Source organism: Frigoribacterium sp. CFBP9029, assembly GCF_034045305.1.
In the GTDB taxonomy this organism is placed as follows: domain Bacteria; phylum Actinomycetota; class Actinomycetes; order Actinomycetales; family Microbacteriaceae; genus Frigoribacterium.
This window is the reverse complement of record NZ_JAXCWB010000007.1, coordinates 43,705-65,839: the sequence shown is the minus strand read 5'-3', so window position 1 is coordinate 65,839 and position 22,135 is coordinate 43,705. Positions and strand designations below refer to the sequence as shown.

Below are 22,135 nucleotides of genomic sequence, written 5' to 3'. Positions count from 1 at the left end.
GATCAGTTAGTGTACCAATGATTCGCACACCAAGCGATGTCCTGACGCACGAGCGGCCCGCCGCACGGATGCGACGGGCCGCCCTGTGGTGCCGATGGGTCGGACTACGGCGTCATGCCCCGACCTTGAGACAGCAGCTGGTGCGCCTGCGTCGCGAGCTCGCCGCGCACGAGCACCTCGTAGCTGCCGGCCTCCATGGTCTTGGTCGACGCGAAGTCGCGACGTCCCCGCAGGGCCGCATGCCCGACGAAGCCCCAGAGGGCACCCCAGAGGGCGCCGCCGCCCACGGCGATCAGCAGGATGCCGATGAAGGCGACGTTCGTGGCGAAGAGACCGAAGAGGAGACCGAGGAAGAGCCCGAACCAGGCACCTCCCCCGGCGCCGCGTGCGGCGGCCCCTCCCTTGGTGAGACGACCGGAGACGTTCTCGACGGTGCGGATGTCGTGACCCACGATGGAGACGCTCTCGACCGGGAACCCCTGGTCCGAGAGCAGATCGACCGCGGACTGCGCGTCTTCGTAGCGGGAGAACGTCGCGAGCGTCTGCGGGTGACCGGCGCCGGCGAACGCCCCGGTGCCGCGCGGGCCCGGGGTGCCCTCGGTGGTCGTCGGCCGCCCGGCGACGGGAGCTGCAGCAGGGCCCGCAGGGGCGGATGAACCGGGCACCTGGGCCTGACCGGGCTGCGGCGTCGTCGGAGTCTGCCCGGGCTGCGGCTCGGAACCGGCCGCGGGCGTCGGCGCGTACTCGCCGTAGGCCGGTCGCGGACGGGAGTCGGGGGCGGGCGCAGTCACCTCGGGTCGCGCCTGGGGGTCCGGCTCGTGGGAGGCGGGGGTCGCGTGCTGTTCGGGTGTGCTGCCGGTGCCGGGCTGGTCGTTGCTCATGCATCAGTTCTACCGTCGCGCCCTGAGGCGTGGAGCGGATATGCAGAGCGCTCCCAGAAAGAGATCGGGGGCGACGCCGGCTGCGCAATGGTGACGCCGTGGTGAAACGACGAAAGGCACCCGCTGAGCGGATGCCTTTCGGTGTTGGTGGATCTGAGGGGACTCGAACCCCTGACCCCCTGCATGCCATGCAGGTGCGCTACCAGCTGCGCCACAGACCCATGTTCAGTTGTCTTGCTTGTCGTGCCCCTTGCGAAGCAACTCGTCAACCCTACTACAGAAATCGAGCGGTGCTGAACACGGCCCTTCTCGACCATCGCCCCGCGCCTCCTCCGCGCGCTCCGCCCGTCGCGGATTCGGCCCGCGACATGCGAGAGGTGAACGACACGCCGCGATGCGGTGTCTCGTTCACCTCGCGGTGTTCGACAGGACGGGGCGGGTCACGCCTCGTTCTGAGCGGGCTCGGGCAGCTCGATCGGGATCGTGGGGCAGTCGCTCCACAGACGCTCGAGCGAGTAGTACTGACGGTCTTCGTCGTGGAACACGTGCGCGACGATGTCGCCGAAGTCGAGGAGGATCCACCGGCCTTCGGCGCGACCCTCGCGACGGAGCGTCTTGACGCCGGCCTCGAGCATCTTGTCTTCGATCTCGCCGGCGATCGCGACGACGTTGCGCTCGCTTCGACCGGAGGCCAGCAGGAAGATGTCGGTCAGCGGCAGCGGCTCGGAGACGTCGAGCGCGACGAGGTCGTCGGCCTGCTTGTCGTCGGCGGCGCGGGCCGCGATCTGCAGGAGCTCGATGGCGCGAGGAGTGGCTGTCACGGATGCCTTACGTGTCGGTGGTGCGGAGGATGACGAGGGTCACTGACCCAGGATGCCCGTCGCGAAACCCGCGACGACCACACCGATGATACCTGCTCCGATGATGCCCCCGCCGATGCCGAGGAACAACGGCAGTCGACTCGACTTCGGCTGCGACGCCGCGAGCACGACGGCCCGGGTCGAGGTGTGGGTGCTGATGGCCCGACTGGCCCGCACGGGAACGGCGTCGGTCTCGGCGTTCTCGGCGTCGCCCTGCTCGAGGAGGCGGTCGATGTCGGCGTTGTCGACACGGGCCTGCGACCCCGTCGCGCCGAGGCTCCGCGGCAGGTCGATCGACCCGGTGATGATGATCTCGCCGGTGGCGTTGAGCGCCCCGGTGACGTCGGCGATCTGCTGATCGGTGAGGATCAGCGCGTTCGTCTGCCCGGTGTGCGTGCCGAGCGCGCGACCGGGAGCCGTCTCGTCGTCGGGCGCCGCGCTCTGACTCGTCCAGTGGCCGACGGGCGGCACGAGGCCGTTCGACTCGGGCGCCGACGCGGGGACGGTCGGGACGATCGGGCGCACAGCGGCAGGAGCCGCCGGCGCGGAGTCGTCGCGCCGTTCGAACGACGCGGGTCGCAGCGCGGGGGTCTGCCCCGAGGAGGCGCGGGTCGAGTCGTCGGCATCGCCGTCGATCGCCCCGTCGACGGGCCCCGACGGGTTCTGACCGGCGGGCGTGGGGAGCGGGGACGAATCGGCGACGGAGGAGTCGTGGTCGCCACCGACACCCGATGCGCCACCCGGCGCGATGAACTCGTCGACGGTGCTGAGCGCCTCGGAGAGCGGTCGGCGCGGCTCGGGCCCGGGAGCCTGGAGCGGCACGGGCTCGGCGGACCGGCCCGACTGCGACTCGCGGAGCGCCCGCAGCTCGCGGCGTGTGAGTCCACGCTCGGGCGACGAGACGGAGCCGGGGGCCGGGACGGAGGCCGGCGCCTGGTCGGCTGACGACACGGGGTCGGGGGCCGACGCCGGCGCGACTGCGGGCTCGGGAGCCGAGTCCGGGCTGGCCGGGCTGGGAGCCGACGCGGGCTCAGGAGCCGAGGCGGGCGCCGCCGGACTCGGAGCCGACGAGCGCTCGGGAGCCGAGGCGGGCGTCGGCATCGACGCCGGAGCGGCGGTCGGAGACGACGACGGGGCGCCGACGGGGACGGCGCCGGTGATCGCCTGGCCCGCCTCGCGCGCACGCTCGAGGTCTCGAACCTGCCGTCGGGTGAGAGGCGGCTGGCCGTCGGACGAACTCATGCAACGCTCCGATACAGGTGGTGCTTGGAGATGTACTGGACGACCCCGTCGGGGACCAGGTACCAGACCGGGGAGTCTCGGGCGACCCGAGCGCGGCAGTCGGTCGACGAGATGGCCAGCGCGGGGACTTCGAGCAAGCTTACGTCGCTCTCGGGCAATCCGGAAACGGTGAGGTCGTGACCCGGCCGGGAGACCGCGACGAAGTGCGCGAGGTCCCAGAGCTCCTGGACGTCCTTCCAGTCGAGGATCTGCGCCACGGCGTCGGCGCCCGTGATGAAGAAGAGCTGCGCGTCGGGTCTTTGGGCCCGGACGTCGCGCAGGGTGTCGATCGTGTAGGTGGGCCCCTGCCGGTCGATGTCGAGCCGGCTGACGGTGAACATCGGGTTCGACGCGGTCGCGATCACCGTCATGAGGTACCGGTGCTCGCCGTCGGTGACACCCGTCTTCATGTAGGGCTGACCCGTGGGGACGAACAGCACCTCGTCGAGGTCGAACGACGACGCCACCTCGCTGGCGGCGACGAGGTGGCCGTGGTGGATGGGGTCGAACGTGCCACCCATGATGCCGACGCGGGGTCGACGGACCGACTCGGTCGCGCCTCCGTCCGACGACTCGTCACCGGTCGACGTCGCGCCCGACGACGACATCGGGCTGTCCGCCGCGACCATGGTGTCCGTCTCTCGCGTCAGTGCGATTCGGGGTGGCCGTATTCGTCGATGGGCCCGGCCTTGTGCTCCTGCGTCTTCGCCTTGCGGGGGCTTCGGTTCGCGACGTCGCGGTAGCTCCACACGACGTAGCCGAGGAACAGGAAGAAGACGCCGAACACCAGCGAGATCACGACCGGGGGCGCCAGCAGGGGCGCGAGTTCTTCGTGGGCCGCGGCGAGCAGTGTGACGTCGAGCATGGGTACTCCGTTTCGAGAGGACGATCCGGGACAGTCTAGCCGCGCACCTGGCCGCTGCCGCGCACGATCCATTTGGTGCTCGTCAGCTCGCCGAGTCCCATCGGCCCTCGGGCGTGCAGCTTCTGGGTCGAGATGCCCACCTCGGCGCCGAAGCCGAACTCGCCGCCGTCGGTGAACCGCGTCGAGGCGTTGACCATCACCACCGCGCTGTCGACCTCGGCCAGGAACCTCTCGGCGTTGGCGTGGTCGTTGGTGACGATGCTCTCGGTGTGACGCGTCGACCAGCGGTCGATGTGCGCCATGGCCGCGTCGAGGTCCGCGACGACGGCGACGGCGAGGTCGAGGCTCATGTACTCGGCCGCCCAGTCGTCGTCCGTCGCGGGCACGACGCCCGCGACGAGCCCCTGGGTCCGCTCGTCGCCGTGCACGGTGACGCCGGCCTCGTGCAGGGCGGCGACGATCGACGGCAGCAGCCGTTCGGCGGCGGACTCGTGCACGAGCAGGGTCTCGAGGGCGTTGCAGACGCTCGGCCGGCTCGTCTTGGCGTCGAGCACGATGTCGATGCTCATGGCGGCGTCGGCCGTCTCGTCGAGGAACACGTGCACCACACCGGCCCCGGTCTCGATGACGGGCACCGTCGAGCGTTCGACCACCGTGCTGATCAGCTGCGCGCTCCCCCGCGGGACGAGCACGTCGACCAGGCCGCGCGCCGTCATCAGCCAGCCGGCGCCGTCGCGTCCGAACTCGTCGACGGTGACGACCGAGTCGGCGGGGAGTCCCGACCCGACCAGCGCCTCCTGCACGATCTCGACGAGGGCCGCGTTCGTGTGCAGCGCCGCACTGCCGCCCCGGAGGACCGCCGCGTTGCCGCTCTTCAGCGCGAGGGCGGCGATGTCGACGGTGACGTTCGGCCGGGCCTCGTAGATGGCGCCGACGACCCCGAACGGGACGCGGACCTGATCGAGGCGGAGGCCGTTCGGCAGCACGCGCCCGCGCACGGTCTCGCCGATCGGGTCGACGAGGGTCGCGACGAGCTCGGTGGCCGCGGCGAGTGCCGCCAGCCGGTCGCCGTCGAGGCGGAGACGATCACGCAGCGACTCCGACAGACCGGCCTCGGCGGCCGCCTCGAGGTCGAGGGCGTTCGCGGCGACGATGCGAGGCTCGGCGGTCACGAGTGCACGGGCGATGGCCCGGAGGGCCGCGTTCTTCGCGTCGGCCGTCGCCGTGGCCAGCACGCCGGACGCGGACCGGGCCGCGGTCAGCTTGTCGACGAACGCGGGGGCGACGACTTCGGAGGGCGACATGCCCCTGATCTTACGGTCGCGCAGCCTCGAAGAACGTGCCGACGTCGTCGCCCGACAGCGCCCGCGAGACGTTCGCCGTCGAGGTCACGAGCACCGGGGTGCCCGCCTCGGCGGCGTAGCGCGCGGCGGCCACCTTGGTGCCCGCCCCGCCCGTGCCGACGCCCGCGGCGCCGACGTCTCCGAAGGTCACGCCGGTCAGCTGATCGCCGAAGGGCACGTCGGTGATCTTGACCGCTCCGGGCTCGTGCGGCGGTCGGGTGTAGAGGGCGTCGACGTCGCTCAGCAGCACGAGGGCGTCGGCGGCGATCAGCTTCGAGACGAGGGCCGCGAGGCGGTCGTTGTCGCCGAAGCGGATCTCCTGGGTGGCGACGGTGTCGTTCTCGTTGACGATCGGCAGGATGCGAAGGTCGAGCAGGCGCGACATCGCCCTCTGGGCGTTGCTCCGGTGGGTCGGGTTCTGGATGTCGCCGGCCGTCAGCAGCACCTGTCCGGCGACGATCGAGTACCGCCGGAGGCTCTGCTGGTAGCGGTAGATCAAGACGTTCTGCCCGACGGCGGCCGCGGCCTGCTGGGTCGCGAGATCGGTCGGTCGCGAGTCGAGCCGCAGATGCGGCATGCCCGTGGCGATCGCCCCCGACGAGACGAGCACGATCTCCGCGCCCCGCCCGTAGGCGGCCGCGAGGGCGTCGACGAGCGGCTCGATCTGACCGGCGTTGTCGCCGCTGATCGACGACGAGCCGACCTTGACGACGATGCGCCGAGCCGACGCGATGCCGGCCCGGTCGGTCACCCGGGGGCCCTCACGGCGGTCCGCCGACGACGCCGTGTCGCTCATGCCTTGTCGTCGCCCTCTTTCACGAGGAAGCCCTCGTCGTCCGTCCAGATGCCCGACGCGCGCTCGCGCTGCAGCTCGGCGCGGGCCTCGGCCTTGGCGTCCATCCGCTCGAAGTACTCCTCGCGGCGCTGGTTGCGCGTCGGGCGGTCGTTCTTGATCAGACGCGGGTCGGTGCCGCGCGCGCTGGTCATCAGCTCGGCGGTCGACGTGAGGGTCGGCTCCCAGTCGAAGACGATGCCGCCCTCGGGCCCGATGACGACCGTCGAACCGGCCTGAGCGCCGGCCTTGAACAGGGCGTCTTCTACGCCGATCGTGTTGAGCCGGTCGGCCAGGTAGCCGACGGCCTCCTCGTTGTTGAAGTCGGTCTGCACCACCCAGCGCTGCGGCTTCTCGCCCAGGATGCGGTAGACGTTGCCGTACGTGCCGCCCTCGACCCGGATGACGAACGGCTTCTCGTTGACGGCGCGCGGTCGCATGACGAGCCGAGGAGGCGCGGGTCGGGCGGCGATCTCGGCCCGGCTGGTCTCGACCACCTCGGCCAGCGCGAACGAGAGGTTGCGGAGACCCTCGTGGCTCACCGCCGAGATCTCGAAGACCTTGTAGCCGCGCGCCTCGAGCTCGGGCGTGACGAAGTCGGCGAGCTCGCGGCCGTCGGGGACGTCGACCTTGTTGAGTGCGATCAGCTGCGGGCGCTCGAGCAGGGGCAGCTGCCCCTCGGGCACCGGGTACGCCTCGAGCTCGCCGAGGATGATCTCGAGGTCGGTCAGCGGGTCGCGGCCGGGGTCGAGGGTGGCGCAGTCGAGCACGTGCAGCAGGGCCGAGCAGCGCTCGACGTGACGGAGGAACTCGAGACCGAGCCCCTTGCCCTCGCTCGCGCCCTCGATGAGACCGGGGACGTCGGCGACGGTGTAGCGCGTCTCGCCCGACTCGACCACGCCGAGGTTCGGGTGCAGCGTCGTGAACGGGTAGTCGGCGATCTTGGGCTTCGCCGCCGAGAGCGCGGCCACGAGGCTCGACTTGCCGGCCGACGGGTAGCCCACCAGCGCGATGTCGGCCACGACCTTGAGCTCGAGCAGCACGTCGCCCTGCCAGCCGGGCGTGCCGAGCAGCGCGAAGCCGGGGGCCTTGCGCTTGGTCGACGACAGCGCCGCGTTGCCGAGGCCGCCGATGCCGCCCTGCGCGGCGACGAAGCGCATGCCGGGCTCGACCATGTCGATCAGCTCGGTGCCGTCTTCGGACTTGACCACCGTTCCGACCGGCACGGTCAGCTCGAGCAGCTCGCCGTTCGTGCCGCTTCGGTGGTCGCCCATGCCGAAGCCGCCGTTCTCGCTCGAACGGTGCGGCGCGCGGTGGAAGCCGAGCAGCGTCGTGACGCCGGTGTCGCTGACCAGCACGATGTCGCCGCCGTGCCCGCCGTTGCCGCCGTCGGGGCCGGCGAGGGGTTTGAACTTCTCGCGCTTGACGGAGACGCAGCCGTTGCCGCCGTTGCCGGCGCGGAGGTGCAGGGTGACGTGGTCGACGAATGTGGCCATGGGTGTGCAGTCATTTCGGTTCTCGGGGGCCGGGGATGGACTCCCGGGTCGAACACGTATGGGCGAGCAACGCTCGCCCATACGGTGTGTCGCAGCTGGTGCCGCGCCTCGCGGAGGAGGCTCAGGCGCCGGCGACGATGTTGACGACCTTGCGGCCGCCCTTGTTGCCGAACTCGACGGAGCCGGGTGCGAGGGCGAAGAGGGTGTCGTCGCCGCCGCGGCCGACGTTGGCGCCGGGGTGGAAGTGGGTGCCGCGCTGGCGGACGATGATCTCGCCGGCGAGGACGACCTGGCCGCCGAAGCGCTTGACGCCGAGGCGCTGGGCGTTCGAGTCGCGGCCGTTACGGGTGGACGATGCGCCCTTTTTGTGTGCCATGTGCTGTCAGCTCCTGATCTTCTACAGTGCTACTTGGTCGTGATCGAGGTGATCTTGACGCGGGTGAGGTCGGCACGGAAGCCCATGCGACGCTTGTACCCGGTCTTGTTCTTGTAGTTCTGGATGACGATCTTCGGGCCGCGGAGGTCGTTCAGGACCTCGCCCTCGACAGTCACCTTGCCCAGGTCGTCGCCCGAGAGGATCGTGTCGCCGTCGACGTGCAGGACGGGGACGAACGAGACGGTGTCTGCGGTGGAGGCCTTGAGGCGGTCGACGGTCAGAATCGTTCCGACCTCGACCTTCTCCTGACGGCCACCGGCGCGCACGATTGCGAAAGCCATGGGAACTCCAAAGTGAGGGGGGTGTGACGCCCGGACTGCCGAGCGACGTCGTGGTGCCACGAGGGCAACTTGGATAGTCTTTCACAAATGTCACGACCGATCAAACTTCGCCGGCCGCCCCAGTTCACCGCCGAGATCGTCGACGACGCCCGAGAGCGCCTCGTCGACCTGCTGGAGGACCTGCGACGCATCACGACCGAGCACGCCGACGACATCGAGGTGTGGGGCTCCGCCGTCACCACGGCCGGCTGGGAGATCGCGAGCCTGGGCCAGTGGCTGGGGCTCGAGGGCGAGGCCGTGCTGCTGCTGGGCGGCGCCTCGTATCCCGAGATCGCCGAGCATCAGGGCACCAGCCCGTCCGCCGTGTACGCCCGGGTGGGGCGCTCGCTGACGCTGGCGCCCTACGCGCAGGCGTCAGGCTCCGACGGGGCGTCGAGTCGCGTGTCGGCCGAGGGCGTCGACCTCGCGAGGGCGGAGTACCTGCAGGAGGCGCACGGGAGCGGTTCGGACTCGCCCGGTCCCGAGGGGGTCGGTGCGGGCGACTCGCTGGCCGACCGCATCCCCGAGATGCTGCGGGCGGGCGAGCTCCGCACGACGGAGATCGCGGCGGCGCTGCCCGACTACCGGCGGAGCAGCGTGCTCTCCACGCTCAGCGTGCTGACCAGGCAGGGTCGAGTCGAACGCGTGGGTCACGGCGTCTACGCTCTGCCCCGCCCGACCACCCCGTAGACGGGAGCGCCGGCGGCCGGTGGTCGCCACCCCGCCGCCGGCGCCCCCGGTGGATCAATGAGCGGCGTCGTAGGCCTCGCGGACCGAACCCGAGACGCGGCCGCGATCGGACACCTCGTGGCCGTTCGCGCGCGCCCACTCGCGGATCGCCTGCAGCTCCGCCGGGTTCGACTTGCCGGCGGGGCCCCGGCTCGGGGTCTGCTTCCGCCCCGTCCGGCGGCCGGCGGAGACGAACGGCGAGAGCGCGGAGGTGAGCTCGTCGACATGCGAGTCGTGCAGATCGATCTCGTACGTGGCGCCGTCGAGGGAGAAGGTCAGAGTGCGGCCCTCGCCATCGGCGATGGGCGAGCCGTCGAGATCGTCGACGAGTTGGATAAAGGTCTTCTGGGCCACGGGAATCCTTTGTTCGGCGATTAGACAAATCACAGAGGCGACTTATCGGATTCACTATGGCTTATTTCCGCGCTAATCGCACCTGGAGCTTTTCTCACGAATCCACTGAACAATGACGTATTCGACGAGCCGTTCGCTTTATCAGGGGCGATGGGATATCCGCATATGTCCTTCCGAGAGGGTGCGATCTCTCCGGTTCACCAGTCGTGCACCGTGCCATCGGCCAGCCGGTTGTACGGCAGATAGGCCTTCTCGTACGGATACCGGCCGGCCTCGTCGACGTCGAGCTCGACTCCGATGCCGGGTCGATCACCCGGGTGCAGCATGCCGTCGACGAAGGTGAATCCCTGGTCGAAGACCAGATCGGTGCGCGCACCGTGCTTCATGTACTCCTGGATCCCGAAATTGTGGATCGAGAGACCGAGGTGCATCGCGGCGGCCATCCCGACGGGCGAGATGTCCGTCGGGCCGTGCATGCCCGACTTGATCTGGTATTGCGCCGCATATTCGAGAACCCGTTTGAGATGCGTGATGCCGCCGGTGTGGGTCACGGCGCTCCGCACGTAGTCGATCAGCTGCTCGCGGACGATCTGCTGGTAGTCCCACACGGTGTTGAAGATCTCGCCGATCGCCAGAGGCGTCGTCGTGTGCTGGCGGACGAGGCGGAGGGCCTCGGGGTTCTCGGCCGGGGTGACGTCTTCGAGCCAGAAGAGGTCGTACGGCTCGAGGCTCTTTCCGAGGGAGGCCGCCTGGATCGGCGTCATGCGGTGGTGCCCGTCGTGCAGGAGGGGGATCTCGGGGCCGAACTCGTTGCGGACCGCCTCGAAGACGGTGGGGACGTGACGCAGATACGAGCGGGTGTCCCAGTCCTCCTCGTTCGGCAGCGCACCCCGTTGAGCGGGCTCGTGGTCGTAGCGGACGCCGGTGTTGGCGTCGAAGGTCGCGTTGGACGCGATGCCGTAGATCGACTTCAGCCCGGGCACTCCGGTCTGCACCCGGATCGCCTTGTACCCCTGCTCCTGGTGATCCCGGATGCTGTCGAAGAGCTCCTCGAGGTCCTTGCCGGAGGCGTGCCCGTAGGTCAGCAGCCCTGTCCGGGAGGCGCCGCCGAGCAGCTGGTAGAGCGGCATGCCGGCGGTCTTCGCCTTGATGTCCCAGAGGGCGACGTCGACGGCGGCGATCGCCGCCATCGTCACCGGCCCCCGGCGCCAGTACGCGCTGCGGTACAGGAACTGCCAGGTGTCCTCGATGCGGGCGGGGTCCCGTCCGACGAGGAGGGGGACGACGTGCTCGGTGAGATACGCGACGACGGCGAGCTCCCGGCCGTTCAGCGTGGCGTCGCCGAGTCCGGTGATCCCCTCGTCGGTCGTCAGCTTCAGTGTCACGAAGTTGCGATCGGGGCTCGTGACGATCACATCGGCGCTGTCGATTCTCATTCCGTCTCCTTCGACCGAATCCGTGCTCGGGCGAGGGCCCGGGCACGGACCAGCTTAGGGAGACGACTCCGGGAGGGGCGGGCGGCAGCCGACCCGCGCCTCCTCGGCTCGGCAGGAGGCGCGGGTCAGCGCGCGCAGTCGATGCAGAGTCGAGCGGTCGGCCGGGCGTCGAGCCGGGCGTCCCCGATGCGCGCCGAGCAGCGCTCGCAGCGGCCGAAGGTCCCCGCGGCGAGGCGCTCGAGAGCGGAGCGCGCGTCGTCCGCCCGGTCGAGCGCCGACCGGCGGATGGCGTCGAGCTGCGACCTCTCGTAGGCGATCGTCGAGCCCTCTGGGTCGTGCTCGTCGTCAACGTTCGCCGACTCGCGGGCCTCGGCCACCGCCTCCATGTCGCTGCGGAGGCGCTCGGCGAGCGAGAGGGCATCGTCGCGGATGCCCTCGAGGCGGGCGACGGGCCCGATCACGAGACGACGAGCGGGGGCACCTCTTCGCCCGCACGGGGCGGCGCCGGGGGAGTGCCGTCGCCGAAGGGCCGTCCGCCGAGCTGCTCGCGACCGTGCGCGGTCAGCCAGCCCGACGGGTCGGGCCCGGCGGGGACGATGCCGGTCGGATTGATGTCGCTGTGCACGATGTAGTAGTGCTTCTTGATCTGGTCGAAGTCGATCGTGTCGCCGAATCCGGGGGTCTGGAACAGATCGCGGGCGTAGGCCCAGAGCACGGGCATCTCGGTGAGCTTGTTCCGATTGCACTTGAAGTGGCCGTGGTAGACCGCGTCGAAGCGGGCCAGGGTCGTGAAGAGGCGGATGTCGGCCTCGGTGATCGTGTCGCCGACCAGGAACCGCTGATCGGTCAGTCGCTCGGACAGCCAGTCGAGTCGCTCGAAGAGGGTGCGGTAGGCGCGCTCGTAGCTCTTCTGCGACCCGGCGAAACCGGCACGGTAGACGCCGTTGTTCACGTCGCGGAAGACCACGGCGTTCACCTCGTCGATCTCGGCGCGCAGGTGCTCGGGGTAGAGGTCGGGTGCGCCGTCGCGGTGGAGGTCCGTCCACTCGGTGGCGAAGTCGAGGGTGATCTGCGGGAAGTCGTTCGTCACGACCTTGCCGCTCGGCACGTCGACGATCGCCGGCACCGTGATGCCGCGCGGGTAGTCGGGCGTGCGGGCGAAGAAGGCCTCTTGGAGGCGCTCGATGCCGAGGACGGGGTCGCGCCCGTCGGGGTCCAGATCGAAGGTCCAGCTGCGGGCGTCGTGCGTCGGGCCGGGCAGTCCCAGCGAGATCGCGTCTTCGAGGCCGAGCAGTCGGCGTGAGATGACGCTGCGGTTCGCCCAGGGGCAGGCCCGCGCCGCGACGAGGCGGTAACGGCCCGACTCGACGGGCCAGCCGTCGGCGGCGTCGCGCGTGATGCGGTCCTCGATGTAGTTGGTGTCGCGGGTGTACTCCTGGCCGGGCTCGACGTAGGTGCCCTTCGCGTGCTGCTCGCTCATGCCGCCACCCTACGCACGCCCGGTCGGCAACTCCTGTCCGGTGTCACGCCGGGCCGCGACACGCCGACGTCCGGTGCGGCCGGGCGGCAGGGAGGAGGAGTTGCCGACGCGCGGGTCAGGCGCCGACGTCGACGGCGTCGAGACCGGCGGCCGAGGAGGCGCGGGTCGCGCTCCACTCCCGCCACATCGTCTTGAGATCCCAGGCGTCGTCGGCCTCGAGCGAGATCCCCCGCTCGCCGGTGCGACGGGTGCGGCCCTGGATCAGCATGAGCTGCGTGCCGAACAGGAGGGAGCCGGCGCGCTGCTGCGCCTCGTCGAAGAACGTCGAGTCGGAGACGCCGCTGCCGTCGTCGAGGCTGATGAACACGACGCGCCGACCGCTGCGCATCGGCGGGGTCTGGGTGGCGATGCGGATGCCGGCCACGAGGACGGTCGTGCCGTTCCAGTGGTCGCGCAGGTCGGCGGCCCGGACGACGCCGAGGTCGTCGAGCATCGGACGGTAGCTCTCGATGACGTGCTCGCTGACCTCCATCGACAGGATGTCGAGCTCGTCGCTCACCCGGTCGCGGACTCCGACGTCGGGGGTGCCGGTGGGCACGGTGTCGGAGTCGTCGACGACGAAGTCGAGCTGGTTCTCGACGTCGGCCGCCCGGGGCCGTGACGACCTGCCGGTCAGCGCGCGCACCCTGGCCAGGACATCGCCCCTCGTCCGCCCCGGGCCGGCGAGCGAGTCGAGCGCCCCGACCTGGGCGAGTCGCTCGAACAACGACCGCGACGGTGTCGCCCGCTGCCAGAAGTCGGTGATCGATTCGTACGGGCGACCCACGACGACCCGGGCGAGCTCGGCGTCGCTGATGCCGTGCACGTCGACGAGCGACAGCCGGATGCCGAGGTCGCCGGTGCGAGTCGGCGCGATCGGGGTGGCGGGTGCGCGCAGCCGTTCGACGCGGTAGACGTCGGTCGAGGCGTTGACGTCGAGCGGCAGCACCGGGATGCCCATCCGCCGCGCCTCGGTCAGGAGCAGCCGCTTCGGGTACATGCCGGGATCGTGGGTCAGGATGCCGGCGAGGAACTCGGCCGGGTAGTGCGTCTTCAGCCATGCGCTCTGGTACGTGGGCAGGGCGAAGGCGGCACCGTGCGCCTTGCAGAAGCCGAACGATCCGAAGCCCTTCAGCACGGCCCAGATGCGGTCGACGTCGGCGTCGTCGTAGCGGCGCAGCCCGGTCTCGGGGGCGACGTTGGCCCGGGTGCGGGCGCGGAACGTCGCCTCGAGGGCGTCGTCGTCGCCCTTGCCCATGTGACGTCGGATCTCGTCGGCCTCGGCGAGGCTCACCTGCATCGTCGCCTCGAGGATCCGCAGGACGTGCTCGTGGTAGATCACGACGCCGTAGCTGTCGTCGAGGAACCCCGCGAAGCTCGGGTGGATGTAGTCGGGATGCTGGAACCCGTGCTTCGTGTCGAGGAACGGCACGATCATGTTGCCCTTCATCGGCCCGGGGCGGAACAGGGAGATGTCGGCGATGAGGTCGGAGTAGCGGTCGGGCTGCATCTTGCCGATCAGCTCGCGCTGCCCCGGGCTCTCGATCTGGAACATGCCGAGCGTGTGCGTCGTCCGGATCGCCGCGAACGTCGGCTCGTCGTCGTGCGGGATCTCGTCGAGCTCGATCCGCCCCTCTCTGTTCACGTACCGTGCGTCCACCGGCAGCGCACCGGCCACCGCGGCCCTCGAGCCGTTCACGCGCTCGATCTCGTCGAGCGCGTACGCCAGCGTGCTCTGCATGCGCACCCCCAGCACGTCGAGCTTCAGCAGACCGGCGTCGTTCATGTCGTGCTTGTCGAACTGGCTCATCGGCAGACCGATGCCGCTCGGCTGGACCGGCGTCATGCTGAGCAGACCGGAGTCGCCGAGGATCACCCCGCACGGATGCATCGAGATGTGCCGCGGCAGCCGGTCGAGTCGCTCGCTGAGATCGACCAGCAGGTCGATCTGCCCGTCGCTGCGGGCCAGCTCGGCGATCTCGCGCAGCTCGGGCTTCTCGGCCAGGGCCGTCCGCAGGTCGCGGGCGTTCGAGCGCCAGACGTTCTTGGCGACGAGGTCGATCTGCTCGTCGTCGAGACCGAGCGCCAGACCGGCGTCACGGACGGCGCCTCGCCCCCGGTAGGTCGACTGCATCGACATGAGTGTCACCCGGTTGCTGCCGTACCGGTCGAAGATCGCCCGGTAGACCTCGTGCCGCCTCGCCGACTCGACGTCGATGTCGATGTCGGGGAGCGTCTCCCGCTTGTTGCCGAGGAACCTCTCGAACAGCAGATCGTGCTCGATCGGATCGACGTTCGAGATCCGCAGCAGATAGGTGACGAGGCTGCCCGCCCCCGACCCGCGTGCGGCGTTCCGCACCCTCATGTCGCGCATCAGCTTCGACACGTCGGCCACGGTCAGGAAGTACCCGGCGAAGCCGAACCCCGTGATGATGCCGAGCTCGTAGCGCATGCGCTCGTCGACCTTCTCGCGCAGAGCGCGACCGGCGTCGCCGAACCGCTCGGTGATCCCCGCCTCCGCCCGGCGGAACAGCACCTGGTCGGGATCGCCGTCGACTCCGATCGCACTCGGCTCGGGGACCTTCGGCCGACCCCAGCCCAGATCGGCGGCGGGGTCGAGTCGGCACCGGTCGGCCAGCCGCTCGGTCGCGGACAGCATCTCGTCGGCGGAGCTGCGAGGCAGCGAGGAGGCGTCGGTCACCATCCGCGCGACGGCGCGCATCGCATCGGCCGACTTCAGGAACGCCTGCGCGTTCGGCTGCGGGCGGAAGCTGCCCAGGGCGGCGAGGTGCCCCGCCGAGTCGAGGACGTCGGCGGTGACCGCTTCGTCGGGGTCGAGGTAGCGGACGGCGTTGGTCAGCACGGCCGGCACCCCGACGTGGTCGGCCAGCTCGAGCATGCGGGCCGCGTGCCGGATGCTGCGGCTCTCGCCCGGCTCGGTCAGATGGCAGACGACCTCGACCACCACGCCGCCCGGCAGCTCGGCCGCCCAGTCGGCCAGCGACGCCGCCGCCTCGGTGTGCCGACCCGCCTGCACCAGTCGACCCACGTCGGAGTCCGGGCCGAGCAGCACGGTCGCGGCGGGCCCCGACTCGCCCTGGACGAACGCCCGCACCCGTGACCGGCCGATGGTCGCCACGCTGTTCGCGCTGCCGCTCGCCTTCCGCGTCGCCCGGCCGTGCGCGGCGCTGATCAACCGGCAGAGCGCCGCCCACCCCGCACCCGGAGCGCCGCCGTCGATCGACCCGTGCGCCAGCACGACGATCCGATCGACCGGAGCACCCGTGCCCGCAGCACCAGCGCCTCCGGCAGCTCCTCCGCCGGCACCCGCGCCCGCAGCACCAGCGCGTCCGCCGGCACCGGCGCCAGCCCCGGCACCGGCCCGATCGTCGCGGCACCCCAGCTCCACCCCCACGATCGGGTCGACGCCCGCGGCGCGACACGCGCCGATGTGCCGGATCGCCCCGTAGAGCCCGTCGCGGTCGGTGATCGCCGCGGCGTCGGCCCGTCGCCCGGCCACGGTCTCGACGAGGGTCTTCGGGTGGGCGGTGCCGTAGTGCGCGCTGAACGACGACGCGACGCGGAGATGGGTGAAACGCATGACTGGTGCCTCGTGCTCAGACCCCCGGCCGGGTCGGTTCGAACAGATGTTCGATCAGTGTACGTGGTCGACGACCCGGCGGCGACGCCCGCCGGCTGGCATCATCGAGCCATGACCGACCGCCGCTCGACCCTCGACCGGGACGCCCGCGCCGTCGGGCACTGGACCCGCGTGCTGCTCGCCCAGCCGCGCCTCCTGCTGGCTGTGAAGACGGCGTTCGCCGCGGGGCTCGCCTACTGGATCGCCCCGCAGATCCCCGGCACGGCGGCCGACTATCCCTACTACGCGCCGCTCGGCGCGGTCATCGCCATGTATCCGACGCTGCGGGCCTCCTTGCGACAGGGCATCCAGGTGCTGCTGGGCGTCGTCGTCGGCATCGCCCTCGCCACGGCGGTCTTCGCCCTGCAGGACGGGCCGCCCGGAGTCCTCGCGGTCGGCGTGCTGGTCGGCATCGGCGTCGTGCTCGCCGGCATCCGCTGGCTCGGGGCCGGTCGCGACTGGGTGCTCACCGCGGGCCTGTTCGTGCTGCTGCTCGGAGGATCGGACACCGAGTCGTACGGCATCGGCTACATCGTCCAGCTCGGCGTCGGCGTCGTCGTGGGCGTCGTCGTCAACTTCGTGATCGTGCCGCCTCTGAACACCTCGCGCGCCGAGACGCGGCTCCGGCGGGTCCGGCAGGCGCTCGCCGACCGGGCCGACGAGATCGCCGGCGTCTTCGAGACGCCCTGGCCCCTCGAGGACGACGACTGGGAGGAGCGCGTCGGCGAGCTGCCCGCGACCCTCCACAGCGTGCGCTCGTCGGTGCAGTACGCCGACGAGTCGCGGCGGATGAATCCCCGGTGGCTGCTGCGTCGACGCGATCTCGGCCACGAGTACGCCGAACTGGCCGCGTTCGAGCGGGTCTCGTTCCATCTGCAGGACATCGCCGAGGTCTCCGGGGTCCTCGGCAGACGCATCGGCCGCCAGATCGGCATGCCCGACTCGCTCGCCCCGGCCGTGGCGCACACCCTGCACGGGGTCGCCGAGGTGATCAGGCGCCACGACTCCGACGCCGACGTGTTCGTCGAGGCGCGCCGTCGCATCGCCGACCTCTGGGAGGCGATCGACGCCCACCGCGACCGCCCCACCACCGACACCAGCGGCGGGGTGTCGATCGCCGTCTCGCTCGGTCGCATCGTCGCCGCGCTCGACCCCGACGACGGCACCGCGCCCCGGCCCTCCGAGACGGACGCGGGGACGGCGGAGGCCGGGACCGACACCCAGGAGGCGCGCCCCGGATCCGACGGAGCCGACGGAGACGAGACGACCGGCGCCGACGACACCGCCACCGCCGACGACTCCGCGGATGCCGACGACTCCGCGGATGCCGACGACTCCGCGGATGCCGACGGCACCACGGGCGACGACGGCACGGCCAGGGCCACGGAGGACGACGAGGCGCCCCGCGACACCGTCCGACGCGACGCCGACTGACGGGGTGCGACGCCCGCCGCCCAAGAGCAGTACGGTTGACCGGGCACCGACGCCGAGACGCGACCCGTGCCCTGACCGGCCGGGGCGGTCGACGGGAATGCCCGTCCGCCCTGTGCGTTGACACTCGTGGCCTGAGCACCCCACCCGCCGCCAGATCGACAAGCGACGATCCGTTCGCCGCCCTCATCCATGAAAGCCGCACAGTGACAGACACCACCACCCTCATCATCCTCGGAGCCAGCGGAGACCTCACCGAGCGTCTGCTGCTCCCCGGCCTCGCCAGCCTGCTGAAGAGCGACCGCGGAGTCGACGTGCAGCTGATCGGCACCGGCCGCAGCGAGCGCAGCGCCGACGAGTGGGACGACGTCGTCAAGACGGCGTTCAACGGCGACGCCGGCAGCGACCTCGCCAAGAAGACCCTCGCGTCGAGCCGCTACATCCAGGGCGACCCCACCACGGTCGAGCACCTGAAGGCGCTGTTCGAGGCCAGCGAGGGCACGCCCGTCATGTACTTCGCCCTCCCGCCGGCGATCAGCACGAAGGTCATCCAGTCGCTGGCCGAGATCGACCTCCCCGAGGGTCTCCGCCTCGCCCTCGAGAAGCCCTTCGGCTCCGACGAGAAGAGCGCTCGCGAGCTGAACGCCGAGCTGCTGAAGATCGTCCCCGAAGAGCGCATCCACCGCACCGACCACTTCCTCGGTCGTGCGACCGTGCTCAACATGATCGGCCTCCGCTTCGCGAACCGCCTGTTCGAGCCGGTCTGGAACAGCGAGAACATCGAGAAGGTCGAGATCTTCTACGACGAGGTGCTCGGTCTCGAAGGCCGCGCCCAGTACTACGACAAGGCCGGCGCCCTGATCGACATGATCCAGAGCCACCTCCTCCAGGTGCTCGCGGTCATCGCGATGGACGCCCCGTCGTCGATCGACTCGGTCGAGCTGCGCAGCGAGATCGCGCGCGTGCTGCGTGCCACCTGGGTCAAGGGCGGCGACCCCGTCGCGTCGAGCCGTCGCGCCCAGTACTCCGCCGGCACCATCGACGGCAAGGACGTCCCCGCCTACGCCGACGAGGACGGCGTCGACGACGAGCGTCAGACCGAGACCCTGGCCGAGGTCGAGTTCGAGGTCAAGACGCGTCGCTGGGCCGGCGTGCCGTTCATCCTCCGTTCGGGCAAGGGCATGACGAAGATCCGCAAAGAGGTCCTCATCACCTTCAAGCCCGTGCCGGCGCTGCCCGAGGGGCTCAACGGCTCGTCGACGCCCGACACGCTGCGCATCGAGATCAGCCCCGAGACGATGGAGCTCGGCGTCACGACCAACGGCTCCGGCAACCCCTTCGACCTCGAGAAGTCGACCATGTCGGTGACCCTCGGCAAGCCGGAGCTCACCCCCTACGGCGAGGTGCTCAGCGGCATCTTCCACGACGACCCGACCCTCTCGATCCGAGGCGACGTCGCCGAGCGCTGCTGGGCCATCGTCGCTCCCGTGATCGACGCGTGGCAGGCCGGCCAGGTGCCGCTCGACACGTACGCGGCCGGCTCGACCGGTCCGGCGGACTGGCCCGCCTGATCCACCGGCCCACCTGAACCACGGCAGCACCCCGACGGCCGCCCCGCTCGCATCGAGCAGGGCGGCCGTCGTCCGTTCCGCCGACCCGTGGAGCCTAGGAGGCGCGGGTCGCCTGCGCGCGCCCGATCGCGTCCGCCGCACGGACCAGCGCCAGGTGCGACAGCGCCTGAGGCGTGTTGCCGACGTGTCGCCCCGTCGCGACCTCGATCTCCTCCGACAGCATGCCGACGTCGTTGCAGTAGCCGACCAGGCGATCCATCAGGGTGACGGCGTCGTCCACCCGCCCCGAGGCCGCGTACTGCTCGGCGAGCCAGAACGAGCAGGTCAGGAAGGGGTTCTCGTCGCCCGCCAGCCCATCGACGCCGCTCTCGGTGCGGTAGCGCAGCAGCAGTCCGTCGTGCAGCAGGTCGTGCTCGATCGCGGCGACGGTGCCGAGCATGCGGGGGTCGTCGGCGGCGACGAAGCCGACCTGGGCGAGCTGCAGCAGCGAGGCGTCCACCTCGGTGGTGTCGTAGTGCTGCGTGTAGGAGTTCCGGTCGGCGTTCCAGCCGTCGCGTTCGACCTCGGCCCGCACCTCGTCTCGGAGCTCGCGCCAGCGGTCGACCGGGCCGTCGAGGCCGAACTGCTCGACGCCCGCGATGGCGCGATCGAGCGCGGCCCAGATCATGACCCGCGAGTGGGTGAAGTGCTGCAGCTCGCCGCGGATCTCCCAGATGCCGCTGTCGGGCCGGGTGCGATTGTCGTCGACGTACTGCATCAGGGCCCGCTGCAACGGCCACGAGTACTCGGTCTCGTCGACGCCGAGCTGGCGGGCCTCGTGCAGGGCGATCATGACCTCGCCGAAGATGTCGCCCTGGTACTGCTTGTAGGCGGCGTTCCCGACCCGCACCGGAGCGGCGCCCCCGTAGCCGGGCAGGTGGTCGATCTCGCTCTCGTGCAGGTGGCGCTCGCCGGCGAGGCCGTACATGATCTGCACGTCGGCCGGGTCTCCGGCGATCGCCCTCAGCAGCCAGCCGCGCCAGCGATCGGCCTCCTCGACGTAGCCGTGCAGGATCAGCGCCTGCAGCGTCATCGACGCGTCGCGGAGCCAGACGTAGCGGTAGTCCCAGTTGCGCGAGCCCCCGAACTGCTCGGGCAGGCTGGTCGTCGCGGCGGCGACGATGCCCCCGGTGTCTTCGTGCGTCAGCGCTCGGAGGATCAGCAGCGAACGGCGGACCTCGCGTTCGTAGGCCGGGGGAGTCGTGCACCGTGCGGCCCAGGCCTGCCACCAGCCGACCGTGTCGTCGATGGCCGCGTCGATGTCCACCGCCGCGGGTGGCTGCCGGTGCGAGGGGTACCAGGTGAGTGAGAGGTCGACGACCTCGCCGGCCGCGACGTCGAACTCGGTCGCATGGGTGTGGTCGGTGGCGGTCAGGCGCGGCCCTCGGACGACGACGGCGTCGGGGCCGGCCGTCGCGACGAGTGCGGTGTCGTCGCCGTCGGTCACCTGCCGCACCCAGGGCATGGCGCTGCCGTAGCCGAAGCGGATGGCCAGATCGACGTGCAGGGTCACGGTGCCCGAGACCCCCGTCACCCGGCGCACGACATCGGCGCGGCGGTCGCCGTAGGGCATCAGATCGGTGACCTCGACGACGCCCGTGGCGGTCTGCCACCGCGTCACGAGCACGAACGTGTCGTCGATGTAGCGACGGGTCGCGGTGGCGTCGGCGTCGGTCGGGGCGATCAGCCACCGCCCGGCGTCGTGGTCGCCGAGCAGGGCGCCGAAGGTCGAGGCGGAGTCGAAGCGGGGCAGGCACAGCCAGTCGATGCTGCCGTCGGTGCCGACGAGGCATCCGGTGTGCAGATCACCGATCAGGGCGTAGTTCTCGATGGGCAGGGGCATGCGGCCATCCAAGCAGTCCGGTCAGCGACCCCGCTGGAGGGTGGGGTCGGGCCAGCGTGTCTCGATCTGAGGCTTCTGCCGGCGGGTGCGCGCCCAGACGACGAAGCCCATCAGGGTGAACGCGCCGTAGAAGACGTACATGAACGCCGAGGCGTAGTAGCCGGCGCTGAACAGCAGCGGTGTGCCCACGAGGTCGACGGCGACCCAGATCAGCCAGAACTCGACCCAGCCCTTGGCCATGCCGTACGTCGCCAGCAGCGAGCCCATGAAGATCCAGGCGTCGGCCCAGACGGGCTCGTACGAGCCCAGGGCGCCGAAGATCGGGGTGAGCACGGCCGTGCCGCCGAAGAGCGCCACGACGAGCAGGACGCGGTTGCGCCAGCCGGCCCACCGCGGCTCGACCGCAGCGCCGGCCCCGGTCTCGCTCTGCCGCCAGCGGCGCCACCCGTAGATCGAGACCACGATGAACATCACCTGACGCCCGGCCTGGCCGAGCAGATTGACCGGGTTCGGCGTGTCGAAGACCGCGCCGAGGAACACCGTGAAGAGCAGGGCGTTGCCGACGATGCCGATCGGCCAGGCCCAGACCTTCCGGCGCATGCCGCCCAGGGCGCTGAGCAGACCGAAGACGTTGCCGACGATCTCTCGCCAGAGGATGGTCTGATCGCCCAGCACGAGCTGAGCGTCGAAGAGCCACCGGATCACCTGCACGTCGTCCTCCTGGTCGTGGCGACGACGGTCTCCGTGATCTGCCACGGCGCTCGAGTCGCCGAGGTCGGAACGAGCGGGGTGCGTCGTTCATTCCCGAGTGTCGGCATTCCCGAGTGCCGGCCGATCAGGCGAACAGCTGCTGCTCGACGCGGTCGTCGAAGACGCCGAGCAGCAGCCATGAGCCCAGCGCGGGGTCGAGGGCGAGGTCGAAGGTGCCGTCGATCCGATGGGCGCCGTCGGTCAGCGGCAGGGCGTCGACCCGCCAGACCGGCAGCTCGAGCAGATCGACCGCCCCGCCCCGAGGCGCCCGGGCAGCCGACCGCCACCACTCTCGGCGGGTGATCCACCGCTCGGGCGGGCTGACCACGCCGTACACGACGCCCCGCCACACGAATCGCAGCGGCGCCCCGTCGTCGGTCGTCTCGACCGGTACCTTCTCGTCGACCTTCATGTCGTCTCGCCCCGCTCGTCGTCGTTCGAATGTGTGTTCGAACGAAGTGTACGGTCGGCCGCCGACATCCGACCCGCGAGAGGGAGGATCGAGAGGC

At 70.8% G+C, this 22,135-nt stretch carries 21 protein-coding genes and 1 tRNA gene; 3 read left to right on the top strand and 19 right to left on the bottom strand.

Annotated features, from left to right (window positions below; all coding sequences use genetic code 11):
- Positions 1 to 104: 104 nt before the first annotated feature.
- The 11 genes from SOM11_RS10680 to rplU form a co-directional block, all read right to left on the bottom strand.
- On the bottom strand, positions 105 to 881 hold the full coding sequence (locus tag SOM11_RS10680) for a general stress protein (protein ID WP_243215166.1): 777 nt from the start codon (positions 879 to 881) through the stop codon (positions 105 to 107).
- A 145-nt stretch (positions 882 to 1,026) separates the two neighbouring features.
- Positions 1,027 to 1,102 (bottom strand) — tRNA-Ala (locus tag SOM11_RS10675).
- A 219-nt stretch (positions 1,103 to 1,321) separates the two neighbouring features.
- Entirely contained in the window at positions 1,322 to 1,702 is a 381-nt protein-coding gene (gene rsfS, locus SOM11_RS10670) for a ribosome silencing factor (RefSeq protein WP_192060030.1), read from the bottom strand.
- Positions 1,703 to 1,741: 39 nt separating this feature from the next.
- Positions 1,742 to 2,983, bottom strand: coding sequence for a hypothetical protein (locus SOM11_RS10665; RefSeq protein WP_320477989.1), 1,242 nt, complete (start codon positions 2,981 to 2,983; stop codon positions 1,742 to 1,744).
- Positions 2,980 to 3,630, bottom strand: a complete 651-nt coding sequence (gene nadD, locus SOM11_RS10660) for a nicotinate-nucleotide adenylyltransferase (RefSeq protein ID WP_320478052.1) — start codon at positions 3,628 to 3,630, stop codon at positions 2,980 to 2,982. The genes SOM11_RS10665 and nadD overlap by 4 nt, the downstream gene beginning before the upstream one ends.
- A 38-nt stretch (positions 3,631 to 3,668) precedes the next feature.
- Complete coding sequence (locus SOM11_RS10655) at positions 3,669 to 3,887, bottom strand: hypothetical protein (RefSeq protein ID WP_192060026.1); 219 nt, start codon at positions 3,885 to 3,887, stop codon at positions 3,669 to 3,671.
- A gap of 35 nt (positions 3,888 to 3,922) precedes the next feature.
- Positions 3,923 to 5,191 carry a glutamate-5-semialdehyde dehydrogenase gene (locus SOM11_RS10650; RefSeq protein WP_192060024.1) on the bottom strand — a complete coding sequence of 423 codons (1,269 nt, stop codon included), beginning with the start codon at positions 5,189 to 5,191 and terminating at the stop codon, positions 3,923 to 3,925.
- Between the two features lie 10 nt (positions 5,192 to 5,201).
- On the bottom strand, positions 5,202 to 6,026 hold the full coding sequence (proB, locus tag SOM11_RS10645; RefSeq protein WP_320477988.1) for a glutamate 5-kinase: 825 nt from the start codon (positions 6,024 to 6,026) through the stop codon (positions 5,202 to 5,204).
- Positions 6,023 to 7,558 carry a GTPase ObgE gene (gene obgE, locus SOM11_RS10640; protein ID WP_192060019.1) on the bottom strand — a complete coding sequence of 512 codons (1,536 nt, stop codon included), beginning with the start codon at positions 7,556 to 7,558 and terminating at the stop codon, positions 6,023 to 6,025. The genes proB and obgE overlap by 4 nt, the downstream gene beginning before the upstream one ends.
- 121 nt (positions 7,559 to 7,679) lie before the next feature.
- Positions 7,680 to 7,934 (bottom strand): 50S ribosomal protein L27, encoded by a 255-nt coding sequence (rpmA, locus tag SOM11_RS10635; protein WP_243215165.1) that lies wholly within the window; start codon positions 7,932 to 7,934, stop codon positions 7,680 to 7,682.
- Positions 7,935 to 7,963: 29 nt separating this feature from the next.
- Positions 7,964 to 8,275, bottom strand: a complete 312-nt coding sequence (gene rplU / locus SOM11_RS10630; RefSeq protein WP_192058016.1) for a 50S ribosomal protein L21 — start codon at positions 8,273 to 8,275, stop codon at positions 7,964 to 7,966.
- A gap of 87 nt (positions 8,276 to 8,362) precedes the next feature.
- Between rplU and SOM11_RS10625 the strand changes: the two genes are divergently transcribed.
- Complete coding sequence (locus tag SOM11_RS10625) at positions 8,363 to 9,004, top strand: hypothetical protein (protein ID WP_243215199.1); 642 nt, start codon at positions 8,363 to 8,365, stop codon at positions 9,002 to 9,004.
- 54 nt (positions 9,005 to 9,058) lie between these two features.
- On the opposite strand, the gene SOM11_RS10620 is transcribed toward SOM11_RS10625, so the two are convergent.
- The 5 genes from SOM11_RS10620 to SOM11_RS10600 all read right to left on the bottom strand — a co-directional run bounded on the left by SOM11_RS10620 (position 9,059) and on the right by SOM11_RS10600 (position 15,953).
- Complete coding sequence (locus SOM11_RS10620; protein WP_192058014.1) at positions 9,059 to 9,397, bottom strand: histone-like nucleoid-structuring protein Lsr2; 339 nt, start codon at positions 9,395 to 9,397, stop codon at positions 9,059 to 9,061.
- A gap of 197 nt (positions 9,398 to 9,594) precedes the next feature.
- Positions 9,595 to 10,833 carry a D-mannonate dehydratase ManD gene (manD, locus tag SOM11_RS10615; RefSeq protein WP_192058012.1) on the bottom strand — a complete coding sequence of 413 codons (1,239 nt, stop codon included), beginning with the start codon at positions 10,831 to 10,833 and terminating at the stop codon, positions 9,595 to 9,597.
- Between the two features lie 125 nt (positions 10,834 to 10,958).
- The gene (locus tag SOM11_RS10610) at positions 10,959 to 11,294 is read right to left on the bottom strand and encodes a TraR/DksA family transcriptional regulator (RefSeq protein ID WP_320477987.1); all 336 of its coding nucleotides are present in this window, start codon (positions 11,292 to 11,294) and stop codon (positions 10,959 to 10,961) included.
- Entirely contained in the window at positions 11,291 to 12,313 is a 1,023-nt protein-coding gene (locus SOM11_RS10605) for a glutathione S-transferase family protein (protein ID WP_320477986.1), read from the bottom strand. The genes SOM11_RS10610 and SOM11_RS10605 overlap by 4 nt, the downstream gene beginning before the upstream one ends.
- Positions 12,314 to 12,428: 115 nt before the next feature.
- Positions 12,429 to 15,953 (bottom strand): DNA polymerase III subunit alpha, encoded by a 3,525-nt coding sequence (locus SOM11_RS10600; RefSeq protein WP_320477985.1) that lies wholly within the window; start codon positions 15,951 to 15,953, stop codon positions 12,429 to 12,431.
- 111 nt (positions 15,954 to 16,064) lie between these two features.
- On the opposite strand from SOM11_RS10600, the gene SOM11_RS10595 reads away from it, so the two are divergent.
- Complete coding sequence (locus tag SOM11_RS10595) at positions 16,065 to 17,426, top strand: FUSC family protein (RefSeq protein WP_320477984.1); 1,362 nt, start codon at positions 16,065 to 16,067, stop codon at positions 17,424 to 17,426.
- A 203-nt stretch (positions 17,427 to 17,629) separates the two neighbouring features.
- Entirely contained in the window at positions 17,630 to 18,994 is a 1,365-nt protein-coding gene (locus SOM11_RS10590; RefSeq protein WP_320477983.1) for a glucose-6-phosphate dehydrogenase, read from the top strand.
- A gap of 94 nt (positions 18,995 to 19,088) precedes the next feature.
- Here SOM11_RS10590 and SOM11_RS10585 read toward each other — a convergent pair whose 3' ends face one another.
- The 3 genes from SOM11_RS10585 to SOM11_RS10575 form a co-directional block, all read right to left on the bottom strand.
- A complete protein-coding gene (locus SOM11_RS10585) occupies positions 19,089 to 20,876 on the bottom strand; it encodes a glycoside hydrolase family 15 protein (protein ID WP_320477982.1) in 1,788 nt (595 codons plus the stop codon).
- Between the two features lie 21 nt (positions 20,877 to 20,897).
- A complete protein-coding gene (gene pnuC, locus SOM11_RS10580) occupies positions 20,898 to 21,587 on the bottom strand; it encodes a nicotinamide riboside transporter PnuC (RefSeq protein WP_243215599.1) in 690 nt (229 codons plus the stop codon).
- A 124-nt stretch (positions 21,588 to 21,711) separates the two neighbouring features.
- Positions 21,712 to 22,038, bottom strand: coding sequence for a DUF6504 family protein (locus tag SOM11_RS10575; protein ID WP_192057999.1), 327 nt, complete (start codon positions 22,036 to 22,038; stop codon positions 21,712 to 21,714).
- Positions 22,039 to 22,135 lie beyond the last annotated feature (97 nt).

Coding starts and splice junctions, on each gene's coding strand:
- nadD (WP_320478052.1), bottom strand. CDS start 3,630: ATGTCGTCGTCGGGCGCGACGTCGACCGGTGACGAGTCGTCGGACGGA.
- SOM11_RS10575 (WP_192057999.1), bottom strand. CDS start 22,038: ATGAAGGTCGACGAGAAGGTACCGGTCGAGACGACCGACGACGGGGCG.
- SOM11_RS10650 (WP_192060024.1), bottom strand. CDS start 5,191: ATGTCGCCCTCCGAAGTCGTCGCCCCCGCGTTCGTCGACAAGCTGACC.
- obgE (WP_192060019.1), bottom strand. CDS start 7,558: ATGGCCACATTCGTCGACCACGTCACCCTGCACCTCCGCGCCGGCAAC.
- rplU (WP_192058016.1), bottom strand. CDS start 8,275: ATGGCTTTCGCAATCGTGCGCGCCGGTGGCCGTCAGGAGAAGGTCGAG.
- SOM11_RS10600 (WP_320477985.1), bottom strand. CDS start 15,953: ATGCGTTTCACCCATCTCCGCGTCGCGTCGTCGTTCAGCGCGCACTAC.
- rpmA (WP_243215165.1), bottom strand. CDS start 7,934: ATGGCACACAAAAAGGGCGCATCGTCCACCCGTAACGGCCGCGACTCG.
- manD (WP_192058012.1), bottom strand. CDS start 10,833: ATGAGAATCGACAGCGCCGATGTGATCGTCACGAGCCCCGATCGCAAC.
- proB (WP_320477988.1), bottom strand. CDS start 6,026: ATGAGCGACACGGCGTCGTCGGCGGACCGCCGTGAGGGCCCCCGGGTG.
- SOM11_RS10665 (WP_320477989.1), bottom strand. CDS start 2,983: ATGAGTTCGTCCGACGGCCAGCCGCCTCTCACCCGACGGCAGGTTCGA.
- SOM11_RS10605 (WP_320477986.1), bottom strand. CDS start 12,313: ATGAGCGAGCAGCACGCGAAGGGCACCTACGTCGAGCCCGGCCAGGAG.
- SOM11_RS10595 (WP_320477984.1), top strand. CDS start 16,065: ATGACCGACCGCCGCTCGACCCTCGACCGGGACGCCCGCGCCGTCGGG.
- SOM11_RS10680 (WP_243215166.1), bottom strand. CDS start 881: ATGAGCAACGACCAGCCCGGCACCGGCAGCACACCCGAACAGCACGCG.
- SOM11_RS10625 (WP_243215199.1), top strand. CDS start 8,363: ATGTCACGACCGATCAAACTTCGCCGGCCGCCCCAGTTCACCGCCGAG.
- SOM11_RS10585 (WP_320477982.1), bottom strand. CDS start 20,876: ATGCCCCTGCCCATCGAGAACTACGCCCTGATCGGTGATCTGCACACC.
- SOM11_RS10655 (WP_192060026.1), bottom strand. CDS start 3,887: ATGCTCGACGTCACACTGCTCGCCGCGGCCCACGAAGAACTCGCGCCC.